The sequence below is a fragment of the Sphingobacterium kitahiroshimense genome (assembly GCF_025961315.1).
GTDB lineage: Bacteria > Bacteroidota > Bacteroidia > Sphingobacteriales > Sphingobacteriaceae > Sphingobacterium > Sphingobacterium anhuiense.
In genome coordinates this window covers 4,300,107-4,312,390 of the sequence record NZ_JAOQNK010000001.1, presented here as the reverse complement: position 1 = coordinate 4,312,390, position 12,284 = coordinate 4,300,107, and the positions used below count along the sequence as shown (strand labels likewise).

Here is a 12,284-nt window from a genome sequence, read left to right as displayed (position 1 = left end):
GCTTCCCTTTTTTTAATATATCATTCTGATAGATACATCTTTTTATATTTATTGCTCAGCTCAGCAATATATGCATATCGGTCCTTTTCTTTTGTATTAGAAAGTATACGTTCATATAGATCGACCGAGTCAAGAGCCATCCTTATATTTTGAACTTCCAACCCGTTTTCAGGTTTGTCAATAGCTAGTTGTTGATAATAATCCATATGCTCTGTTAAAAATTTCATATTACGATCAACCAGCTGGTTTGCAAATTTTATTTCTCCAGTTTTATAAAGCGTATCAATAACATCCCCATAACTCGTCACATCAGACATGCTATATAGTCTTTGGGGTAATTCATTAAATGCTTTTACTGCCACTTGTCTTGCTTTTTCGGTCTCCCCTTTTGCCAATAGGGTTCGCGCTGCTTTCCCGAAAATCTCCTCTGCATACATACCTGCAAAACGGAAGGAATCCGTATCAAGGTAAGTTGCTTGATGTATGTTTCCCCAAGCGTATTTATCAACAATATTTTTATATAATTTATCGACATTAATTAGAGACTCCCCTTTTTCAAGCTTTGCTTCTATAGGCATCAACCGTTTGGCAAACCCTTCATTTACCATGTATTTATCCAATCCCATCAAACTTTCAGCGGGTACCATTCCTGAAAAATAAATTGGTCTTTTCCAATTATTATTCACAAGAACAGACATCAAGCCTAGATCTGCGCGGGTGACGTAATCATTACCAAAAGTCCACTCCATTTGTTTTGGGATCTCACTTTCCCATTCTTGAGGTACGACTTTATTTCTAATGACATCTTCCTTATTCACGGCAAGCTTCAAGCTTTTTGTTGGCAGAAAGTTTTCATATTGTCCGTCTCTCATTTGAAGTTTGTTATCATTACTATCTGATAATAAAAAATCCAACAACAAGTTTATATCTGTAGATCCTGCTAAATTCAGATCATGGTAAGGCAAAGATTCTCGAAGGCCTTTTGCCACCTTTTCATTCGGTATCGTGATCGGCAATCCTGCGGCCTGATAGGTACCATTTTTCACCTGGCGGAAATACCAGTCAGAAGTCAAATAACTGATCACCACTATTCTAACATCCCGCCGAACACCTTCTACTTCTTGTAAATACCATAGCGGAAAAGTATCATGATCACCGTAAGTAAACAGGATCGCATTGGGAGCACAGGTTTCTAAATAATTTTTCGCCATATCCCGAGCTAACGATTTCTCCGATCGATTATGATCATCCCAATTTTGACTAATAAGAATCAATGGGCCAGCTATGAGACATAATGATGTAGCAAGCAGATTTGCATTTCTTTCATTAATATATTTTTTAAAAAATTCAGAAATAGCAAATACACCTAATCCAATCCAGATTGCGAAAGCATAAAATGATCCTGCATAAGCATAATCACGTTCACGTGGTTGCAAAGGAGATTGATTTAAATAGATAACGATGGCCAATCCTGTAAACATAAATAAGAGACTAACAACAGTTGCATCTTTCTTGTTACGTTTAAAATGCCATAGTGCACCTGCGAATCCAATTATTAGCGGAAGGAAAAAATAGGTATTCCGAGATGGATTATGGATCATTTCATCCGATAATTTAGATTGTCCACCTACATGTAAATTGTCGATAGCCTTAATCCCTGATAACCAATTTCCTTCTGTTAAAGAACCGTGTCCCTGCTGATCATTTTGCCTTCCAACAAAGTTCCACAGGAAATAACGTGCATACATATGCCCCACTTGATAGTTAAAGAAGAATTTCAAGTTGTCAGCAAAATTTGCTTTTCTTCCTTCTTCAATACCTAAATAACCTTTATAAAAATATTGATGATAGGGTTTTTGACTGTAAATCCTTGGGAAAATGGTTTCTCTATCAAATTGATAACTTGCGGCTCTTTTTATTGAAGTATACTGGTGGTTGTCTTTTCTATAATCAATACGTTCATTGATACCTATGGGATTTGCATCAAAATATTGCCCTTTTATGAGTGGCTCTGATTCATACTGTTCTCTACTTAAATAACCCAAGAAAGAAAATACGTTTTCAGGATCATTATTATTTAAGGAAGGGTTAGCATTAGCCCTTAGCAATACCATAGTGAAAGAGCTATATCCTAATAAAATAAAACAAGTTGCCAAAATCGCTGTATTCAAAATAACTTTTCCTTTTCTTATGGAGTAATATATGCCATAAACTAATGCCGATAAGATCATTATGATAAAAACGAATATGCCCGAGCCAAATCCTAATCCAAGTGTATTGACAAAAAACAAATCAAACTTGGCAGCAAATTTAATAAGGTACTGGATTATTCCCCACAGAATAATGGCCAATATTCCTAGTCCAATAAACAATGCTTTACTAATTCCCCAAAACGTTGTACGATCAGTTTTCTTAAAATAAATAATAAGTGCTATCGCTGGAATAACTAATAGATTCAATAAATGAACTCCTATTGAAAGTCCAATAATATAAGCGATGACAATAAGCCAACGATCTGCATGCGGTTTATTTGCACGGGCTTCCCATTTTAGAATTGCCCAGAATACGACTGCTGTACATAAGGATGACATCGCATAAACTTCAGATTCTACTGCTGAATACCAGAATGTATCGGAGAAACTGTAAGCTAAAGCTCCCACCATGCCTGCTCCCATTATTTTAATCAGGTGATTTTTATCATTGGATTGATGATCAGATTGGATAATTTTTCTTGCTAATGCTGTTATGGTCCAAAACAAAAACATAACTGTCAAACCACTGCATATAGCAGAACCCACATTCATCCAAAATGCAATCTGAGCTAAATTTCCTAAAGCAAAATTTGAAAATATATTCTGCAACATTAGAAACAAAGGTGCTCCAGGCTGATGAACAATCTGAAGTTTATATGCTGATGCAATAAATTCACCAGTATCCCACCAGCTTGTTGTTCGCTCTGCTGTGATAATGAAAACGGATGTTGCTATGATGGCACATAGCCAACCTAACACGTTGTTTACTTTCTTATAATCCATGAATGATTCAGGTTTAATTGATTATTTGATAAATCAAATTAATTTTCAATTAAATATAATAAAAAGAGATTTCATTTGAGGGTGATTAACTTTTTTTAACAAAAATCGAAACGCATAAAAAAGCCTGCTATAATGTGATAGCAGGCTTTTTTATACGATATAAGTCTTAGAATAACTTTTCTACAATACTTTTAGTCGGTCCAGGATTACTCATGGTATAAAAATGTAAAACTGGCGCACCAAAGTCAATTAATTCTTTACATTGTTGTACCAACCACTCTTCTCCGACTTGTCTCACGTCTGCATTATTTTTACATCCGGATACTGCTTCACTCAATTCCTCTGGAATATCCAAATGAAAAATTTTCGGAAGCGTAATCAGTTGTTTTTTTGTTGTCAATGGTTTTAAACCTGGTATAATTGGAATATGAATATCATTTTCCCTGCACTTATTGACAAACTCTTTATATTTTTCAACATTAAAGAACATTTGTGTAACAATAAACTCAGCCCCCATCTCAACCTTCTTTTTTAACCATTTAAAATCGGTATTAAAATTTGGCGCTTCGAAGTGTTTTTCAGGATATCCTGCAACGCCAATACAAAAGTTGGTCTTTTCTGAAATCGCAATATCCTCATGTAAGTACTGTCCTTGGTTCATATCGGCAACCTGCTGTAAAAGATCTGTTGCAAATGCATGACCACCTTCTGTTGGTATGAAATCAGGATCGCCTTTTCTTGCATCACCTCTCAATACGAGCACATTGTCAATACCCAAGAAGTTCAAATCTATCAAAGCATTTTCAGTTTCCTCTTTTGTGAAACCACCACAGATAAGATGTGGTACAGCATCCACTTTATACTTATTCATAATAGCGGCACAAATTGCAACAGTCCCTGGACGTTTACGATAAGCCACACGTTCTAATAAACCGCTCTCGTGCTTCTTATACATGTAGTCTTCTCTATGATAAGTCACATCGATAAAGGGAGGCTTGAATTCCATAAGTGCATCCATTGTTTTAAAAATACTTTGGATACCTTGCCCCTTAGCTGGTGGCAACAGTTCAAAAGAAAACAAAGTTTTTCCTTTGGCATTACTGATATGATCAACGATTTTCATTAATATTTTTTAAAGTGATTTTGGTTGGCTTACATCGAAATGCACAAGTGGACTTGTTTCAACTTATCTTTCCCAGCTCTGAGTTGGGGTAGAATGTAGCACCTTATAAAATAACAGGTTGCTAAGGCTTCATTGGGTCTATTCCCTCGGCCTTTCTCTATAAGCATCGGCTAATATCGGCAATAGAAATTTATAATCAAAATAATATTAAGGTCATGCCTAAAAAAATGCCCCAATAAAACGTTTATTAAAATGGATTTCTTTAAATAAAAAAGAGTTACTGCATATAACTACAGTAACTCCTTTTTATTAATCTGTATATCGTGAAGACTTTAAATCTCCTTATATAGCTCAACCAATCCATCTGGTAAATCAACCTCTAAAACTTTATCCTCTGAATCAATTCCTAGCATAAGATCGTCATTTAATGGGAACATCAATTCTTTTCCATTAAAGTCTACTGTTGCTATAAATTGCTGAGGCATTTCCTGTACATGTTTAATCTCTCCTAATTCTCCATGAACTTCATCAATCACCAAGTATCCAATTAAATCCGTATATCTAAAATCATCAGGATCACGCTCTGGCATTTTATCATTTGGAAGGTATATTTTCTTACGCACTAAAGGTTGTGCTTTATCAATATGATCGACGTCTTCTAAATTTAAATAGGCTGTACTATTTGATTGGTATTTGATATTGTCGACAAAGTAAGGCACTAATTTTTTATTCACTTCAGCAAATAAAACATCAAAGTCTAAATCTTGATAATCTTCAAATTCAAAAAAAAGCTGAAGCTCACCTTTTAATCCACGTGTTTTGCTAATATAACCGATGTAAAAACTTTCTTCTATGGTCATGTTCTAATTTGAAAGTGCAAATTTAAAAATATAAATATATAAATACAGTACTTCGTAGGTATAGCAACTACATTCTTAAAAAAAAGCCGGATCAAAATTGAACCGGCTTTCTTGATACTGTATGAAAGAAAAATTAACCTTCAGTTTCTTCTGCAGCAGGAGCTTCAGTTTCTTCAGCAGGAGTTTCTTCTACAACTGGCGCATTTTTAGCGGCAATAGCAGCAGCTTTTTCTTCTTTTTTCTTAGCTTCAGCAGCTAATGCAATTTTCTTAGCTTCAGCTTTAGTAGTTGCTAAACCGTCTTTTTTACCAGCAGTTCTTGCATCATTAGCTTCAGTCCAAGCTACAAATTTAGCTTCAGCAGCTGCTTCATCAAATGCACCTTTTTTAACACCGCCTAATAAGTGTTTTTTGTATAAAACACCTTTATCCGAAAGGATAGTACGAGCTGTGTCAGTAGGTTGTGCACCATTATTCATCCAATCCAAAGCTTTGTCAAAATCCAAAACGATAGTCGCTGGATTTGTGTTCGGGTTGTAAGAACCAATACGTTCGATGAATTTACCATCACGTGGAGCACGTGCATCTGCTACTACTAGGTGGTAAAAAGGACGTCCTTTTTTACCATGTCTTTGCAATCTGATTTTAGTTGCCATGTTTTTGTGTTATTTATGTATTCAACATATCCCCCGTGCTACATGCAAGAGGGGACGCAAAGATACAAAGGATTATTGGAAGTTAAAAACTAAAAATAGAAGTCAACTTCCACAGAATAAGAAAGATGACAAATAAGCGTCATTATATACCATTATGGCCAAATTATTTCATGCACACCGTCTTAGTCTTACAACGAAACAAATCATAGATGCCATCTGGATGATACAAATTTATATAGGGAATTAATTTGTAATTTTGCCTTATTTCTAAAGGTTCCGTACGCATTAGCAATTTTGTCTATTCAAATTAATAAGCGTATTTTCATCCTTCCAAATCAAATTGAATTCATGTCATCGATAGCGCCATTAAAAATATTAAAAGCCTCAGCTGGTTCAGGCAAAACATTCAGCTTAACTGTCCATTACCTGACTTTATTACTTTCAAAAGAAAACAGTTATCGTGAAATATTGGCCGTCACTTTTACTAATAAGGCGACCGCTGAGATGAAGGAAAGGATCTTATCTGTTCTAAAAGGATTAGCACAAGGTGACAAAAGCCGAAAAATCGATGATTATAGACGTTTATTGTTGACCCAATTTCCATATTGGAGTACGACTTCAATTCAAGAAAAAGCACATCGTGTTTATCGTAAAATCTTACATGATTATAGCCATTTTACCATCAGTACCATTGATGGTTTTTCGCAAAAAGTGATTCGAAGCTTTACTTACGAACTCAATTTAGATGCTGCTTACAAGATTGAAATGAATACAAGTAAGGTGCGGCAGGACCTTACTGTCATGTTAAATCAACTTCTGGATCAACGCCCTGATTTATTGGAATGGATTATTGAATATGCGGAAAAGAAAATTTTAAATAATGAAAACTGGAACTATCGTCGTGAATTAACCAATCTAGCGAATGAGATATTTTCTGAAAACTTTAAAGAGTTTGACAAACACCTCCTATCGCAAGATTCGGATAAAGTGTTCAATACCTTAAATAAAGAAATTGAAAACTTTACAAAAATATTCCTAGAAGCAGTTCATGAGGAAATAAAAAGTTTTGCAAATACTTTTAAGGCATTAAATATGGATTCTGCTGACTTAAAAGGAAAAAGTAGAAATCCGATTTACTCGCTTTCTAATTCAAAGAACAACGTATTCAAACAAAGTACTTCTAAACTACAGGAGATCATTGGTAAATATGTAGAGCTCCTAGATAAGGAAGATGCATTTTTAGATGGCAAAAAAGAAGTTAATTACGGACTACAGCAGGCACTTTTACCTATCTTAAAAAATTTCAAAATATTACAGGATAAATTAAGTACTTATATCACATATGAGGCATTCCAAAAGAATTTCTACTACCTCCGTCTTTTAAAAGAAATGAGTGATTTGTTAGCGCAATGGCGAAAGGAAAATAATGCACAATTAATTTCCGATGCGCAGATCCAATTGAATAAGCTTGGGCTAGATCAACATGGAGATCCTACTTTTATTTGGGAAAAGATTGGGAATCGCTATCAGTATTTCTTGTTCGATGAGTTTCAGGACACTTCCCGCATTCAGTGGAAAAATTACAGTCCTTTATTGATTAATGCCCTTGGGAATGCATCGGGAGAATTATCCGAGCATTTAATCGTTGGTGATGTTAAACAAAGTATCTACCGTTGGAGAAATGGAGATTGGCGAATACTATTGGAACAGGCTGAAAAACAAGTAGCAGATGCCTTTCATATTTCAAACGAGCAGGAATTACAGGAACTTGTTGAGAATGGCTCGCTGGATGTAAACTATAGAAGTCTTCCAAATATTATTCATTTCAATAATTACCTATTTGAGACAGTACCTGATCATATCCAACAGTTACTTAATGAACATATTGCTACTAATCTTACTACGGAAGGACAAACATGGTGGCAGGAAATGGGATATGACCACATGATTAATAAAGCCTACGATGGTGCGTCACAAAAGGTTCCAGAAGCAAAGGTCTTAGATGAATCACAAAAGGGTTCTATTACCATCAAATATTTTGATGTAGAAAATAACGTGAGAAGAAACTCACAAGTTGAAAATCTTACTGTATCTTCCTTATGTGAACAGATTGAAGAATGGATTACTTCGGGCAGATACCAAGCTAATCAAATCGGAATCCTTGTACGATCGAATAAACAGGCGCGATTGATTATCCACGAATTAATGAATTATAGAAATGAAAAACAGTTACATTTTGAAGTTATCTCTGGAGACGCACTGGCATTAGAGGCTAACGAAGGTATTCAGCTGTTGATCGAAACATTAAAAGCATTTGTTTTTAATACGGATAAGCACATTTTATATAAAGCTAAAATCACACATCTTTATCATATTATTCAAAAAGAGCAAAATTTCAATGCCGAAGTCTGGTTGAAATTTAAGGAAAATGATGTTCTTAATTTAAATGAGGACCTCCCTAAGGATCTGATTGAAAATTGGGAAAATTGGCAAAAATTACCCTTAGTTCACCTCGTTGAAAAACTTATAGAAGTTTATAGTTTAACCTCATTACACAACCCACATTTGCCTTATATTCTTGCATTCAAAGATATGATCGCTAATTTTTCTGCAAATGGGGAACGCGGAATTAACCAGTTCTTAACCTTTTGGGATGAAGATGGGGTGAAGGCGGTACTTCCTTCTTCGGGCAAAGTGGATGCCATTGAGGTAACCACTGTACATAAATCTAAAGGTTTAGCTTACGATGTCGTTATGATTCCTTTCTGCAGTTGGACACTAGATGGTATGACCAACGGAAACTTCTGGATAGATACGGAAGGTACAGCTCTTGAAATTATTGGAAAGGCGCCCATAAAATATACCTCTTCTTTAGGGCAATCAACACTCTATCAAAAATATTATGAAGAGATGGTTTTCAATTATATGGATGCCCTGAATACATTTTATGTGGCGACAACCCGAGCAATAGAACATCTTTATATATCGGCTCCTGCTTTTAAGCAAATCGTTGACAAAAAAACGGGAGAGATAATGGGAATGGATGTAAAAAATGATTTAATCAGTGATATTGTTTATCAAGTGCTTGACAGCAATAATGGAGCCTTTACACTTACCGACAACGAATTGCATATCGACCATGTTATTCGTAGAGAAAAAAGCACTAAGATTGAAGTTGGCAAAATTGCCTTACAGCAATACCCGATTTCAAAAGAATTGGATAAAGCCTTTGATAAATCATCACAACGCACTATCACCAGTATCCTGCTATTGGATAAAGCGTCCCAATATGGTGTAATGGCTCACGAAATTATGTCGATCATAACTTCTGAAGACGAAATTGATGGTATTATAAATCAATATATTTCTGAAGGAATATTTACACCTTCAGAAAAGTCAGCGATTTTACATGAAGTCAACCAAATTTGGCAACACCAACAGATTAATAAATGGTTAACTGGGAATTTCAAAATTTGGAATGAATCGGCTATTATTACTGCTAAAGGAGAAACATTACGTCCTGATAAAGTTTTCACAAGTGAAGAAGAGACAATCGTATTAGACTTTAAATTTACACAGAGCGAAGCGCTGTCACATCAGAAGCAAGTCAAACAATATGTCAAAACTTTGGAAGAATTGGGGTATAAAAATGTGAAAGGATTTTTATTTTACGCCAAGTCAAATGATTTAGTAGAGGTTATCATACAAGCAAAAAACTAAGAAATGAATCCATTTTTAAAAGACGTCGCTATCGATTTGAAAAATCGTTTTGGAGAAGATCTACACGAAACTGCTATAATATTCAATAATAAGAGACCGATTACGTACCTCAAACAACATCTAGCTGAGGTATATGGTCAAGCAATTTGGTCACCACAATTTTTTACCATTCAAGAATTTTTTCGTCTGTCCACTAACTTGTCTGAGGCTACACCTATTGCACAATTTTTTATTCTCTATCATTTACACAATGAACTCCTCGCCAAGGAAGGTCATGAAGCGGAGACCTTAGAAGAGTTTTACCCAATAGCAGAAACCATATTGAGTGATTTTTCACAGCTGGATTATGATCTTGTTGACATAGACGAAATCTTTATGGAATTGTTTGACAATACCCAAATTGATTTACAGTTTCAACATTTCACTGCAGAACAGCAGGATTTTATCCGTCAATTTTGGCAATCATTTTCCATAGCAGGTCATACTGCTGTACAAGAACGATTTTTAAAGTTATGGCGACGTCTTCCGGTGCTATATCGGTCGTTTAAAGAAGAATTAAAAGTTAAAAAAATGACAAATATGCCGACCATCTACCGTGATATTGTGGATGGAAAAGCAAAAAACCAAACATTCCACCAACAGTATAAACAAATCATTTTTGTCGGATTCAATGCTTTGAGCAAAGCAGAAGCTACTTTATTCAAAAAGTGGCAAGATGCAGGTTTGGCATTATTCTATTTTGATGCAGATGCTTACTATTTAGATGACAAACAACAAGAGGCAGGATTATTTATTCGTCGTAACATATTTGAAAGCGGATTGAAAAATGCATTAGGTGAAAGTTCAAATGTTATTGGCAATCGCTATTCAGATGTAAACCTTTATTCCGCAACCGGAAATGTATCGCAAACCAAATTATTGCATGATATTTTAGTAAATAATGAAAAGGAAGGCAAATCTTCTGCTATCTTATTGGCAGATGAATCTTTACTAGTATCGCTATTACAAAGTCTTCCAGATGTGAAACCTAATATTACCACCGGTTTTCCTTTGACTCAATCTCCCATCTACGGCATTATAGAATTGTGGATGGAGGTACAACACCTCATCACACATCAGAAAAAAAATAAAATTCCATACACACTGATTGAGACATTTATCAATCACCCATTGACCAATGTGTCTAAAGAGGAAAAGTTGGACATTCAAAAGCTTATATCAGATAAACAACTTTTCGAAGTAGAAATCAAAGAGCTTTCCTTCAAAAGTTCAAGTTTAGCACACTTCTTCCACCCCATTGTAAGGATAGAGGAAGCAATTGCTATATTGATTCATATCATTGATAATCTACTGCAAAATCTAGCACAGGAAGATCGAATAAAACAGATTGACAGCAACTTATTGATTGAAGTAAGAAAGACTTTAAACCAGCTTAATTTAGGCCTAGAATCGCTTCAACCGCTAAGCCTACCATTTCAATTTGGACTAATCAGTAAAGCAATTGCAAATATCAATTCGGCAATCGAGGGTAATCCACTTGAAGGACTGCAGATCATGGGGCTTTTAGAAAGTCGTTGTCTCAATTTTGACCACGTTTATGTTTTAGGTGCAAATGAGGGTATATTGCCTAAAACATCTAGCTCTCCAACATTCATCCCCAATTCACTAAGACAGGCTTATGGATTACCAATTCTGGAGAACCAGGACGCGCTTTCCGCATATTTGTTCTATCGTCATTTTCAATACAGTACCGAGATCCATCTGCTCTATAATGGTATTGTTAGCGACAGTTCATCTGGAGAGGAAAGCCGCTTTATCAAACAGCTGGAGTTTGAAAGCAAGTTCAATTTTTTAAAACATAATCAACAGCAAAATATTACCTTTTTACCTGATCAAGATGAAGTTATCATTGACAAAAAAGGAAAAATTTGGGATAAATTGCGCTCGGATTTCATTACTAATAAGAAAAAAATTTCTGCAACCGCGCTCACGACTTATTTACAATCTCCCCTACAATTTTTCTTGAAATATGTAGCTGAGATTAAAGAACCTCCCAGTATCTCGCAAGAATTTGAAATGAACAATTTGGGTACTGTTATTCACAACGTGATGGAAAAAGTCTATCTACCATTCAAAGGTGCAGCAAAATTTGTACCTATAGGAAAATTAGAGCAATCATTACAGACAGTAGATGCTTTAATTATTGCCGAAATAATTGAATTATATCAATTGGAAGGCACGGGACTAAATTCGCTAAATAGTCTTCAGCGGATCATGCATAAGATTTCTTCTGAATATGTCAGATTACTGGTTCAACATGACATCGATCACTTTATTGGCATCAAAATCATTGAATTGGAAAATGATGAAGACTATATCATGGATTTACCTATCGAGGTTGAAGGGAAAGAGGAAAATGTACGTATATACGGTATTATTGACCGCGTGGACGAAGTGCTATTAAAAGATAAAACAGTCAAAATACGTATTGTTGATTATAAAACAGGCGCGGACGAAGTCAATTTTAAGTCATTGGATAAAGTGTTTATCAAAAACACGGAGAATAAAGCATTGGTGCAAACTTTATTTTATACGTATGTCTATGAGCAGGTAACAGGACGTATCGGAATAGAACCTAATCTGTATGTTGCTCGAAAAATGAGGGAAGAAGGAACTTTATTTTACGCCAAATCAGAAGTGTTAGAAACAGTATATCTTGCAGAAGTGAAAAAAGAATTTATTTCCTTTCTAAAAGCTACTTTGGAAGAGATCTTCAATCCAGAAATTCCTTTTAGACATGATCCAAAAGCAAAAATATACGATTCGGATCCTTATACTTTATTTTACAAAAACGCTATCGACGAAGAAGACGAAGAATAAATGCAATATCA

The 12,284-nt window shown here is 35.1% G+C and carries 6 protein-coding genes and 1 riboswitch; of the genes, 2 read left to right on the top strand and 4 right to left on the bottom strand.

Translation table 11 applies throughout. The features are described 5' to 3' along the window. Positions 1 to 20: 20 nt before the first annotated feature. The 4 genes from M2265_RS18800 to M2265_RS18785 form a co-directional block, all read right to left on the bottom strand. Entirely contained in the window at positions 21 to 3,035 is a 3,015-nt protein-coding gene (locus M2265_RS18800) for a protein O-mannosyl-transferase family (protein ID WP_132769317.1), read from the bottom strand. A gap of 166 nt (positions 3,036 to 3,201) precedes the next feature. After that, a complete protein-coding gene (metF, locus tag M2265_RS18795) occupies positions 3,202 to 4,158 on the bottom strand; it encodes a methylenetetrahydrofolate reductase [NAD(P)H] (protein ID WP_132769319.1) in 957 nt (318 codons plus the stop codon). Between the two features lie 60 nt (positions 4,159 to 4,218). Further along, positions 4,219 to 4,324, bottom strand: a riboswitch (SAM riboswitch). Between the two features lie 166 nt (positions 4,325 to 4,490). Continuing rightward, a complete protein-coding gene (gene rimM, locus M2265_RS18790; RefSeq protein WP_132769321.1) occupies positions 4,491 to 5,018 on the bottom strand; it encodes a ribosome maturation factor RimM in 528 nt (175 codons plus the stop codon). 133 nt (positions 5,019 to 5,151) lie between these two features. Beyond that, positions 5,152 to 5,673 (bottom strand): 30S ribosomal protein S16, encoded by a 522-nt coding sequence (locus M2265_RS18785; RefSeq protein ID WP_021189406.1) that lies wholly within the window; start codon positions 5,671 to 5,673, stop codon positions 5,152 to 5,154. A 348-nt stretch (positions 5,674 to 6,021) separates the two neighbouring features. Between M2265_RS18785 and M2265_RS18780 the strand changes: the two genes are divergently transcribed. Continuing rightward, a complete protein-coding gene (locus M2265_RS18780; protein ID WP_132769323.1) occupies positions 6,022 to 9,393 on the top strand; it encodes a UvrD-helicase domain-containing protein in 3,372 nt (1,123 codons plus the stop codon). A gap of 3 nt (positions 9,394 to 9,396) precedes the next feature. Beyond that, a complete protein-coding gene (locus M2265_RS18775) occupies positions 9,397 to 12,273 on the top strand; it encodes a PD-(D/E)XK nuclease family protein (RefSeq protein ID WP_132769325.1) in 2,877 nt (958 codons plus the stop codon). The last annotated feature ends 11 nt before the right edge of the window (positions 12,274 to 12,284 follow it).

What these genes read in the sequence shown, in the direction of transcription:
- M2265_RS18780 (WP_132769323.1), top strand. Translation starts at nt 6,022, where the DNA reads ATGTCATCGATAGCGCCATTAAAAATATTAAAAGCCTCAGCTGGTTCA.
- M2265_RS18785 (WP_021189406.1), bottom strand. Translation starts at nt 5,673, where the DNA reads ATGGCAACTAAAATCAGATTGCAAAGACATGGTAAAAAAGGACGTCCT.
- rimM (WP_132769321.1), bottom strand. Translation starts at nt 5,018, where the DNA reads ATGACCATAGAAGAAAGTTTTTACATCGGTTATATTAGCAAAACACGT.
- M2265_RS18775 (WP_132769325.1), top strand. Translation starts at nt 9,397, where the DNA reads ATGAATCCATTTTTAAAAGACGTCGCTATCGATTTGAAAAATCGTTTT.
- M2265_RS18800 (WP_132769317.1), bottom strand. Translation starts at nt 3,035, where the DNA reads ATGGATTATAAGAAAGTAAACAACGTGTTAGGTTGGCTATGTGCCATC.
- metF (WP_132769319.1), bottom strand. Translation starts at nt 4,158, where the DNA reads ATGAAAATCGTTGATCATATCAGTAATGCCAAAGGAAAAACTTTGTTT.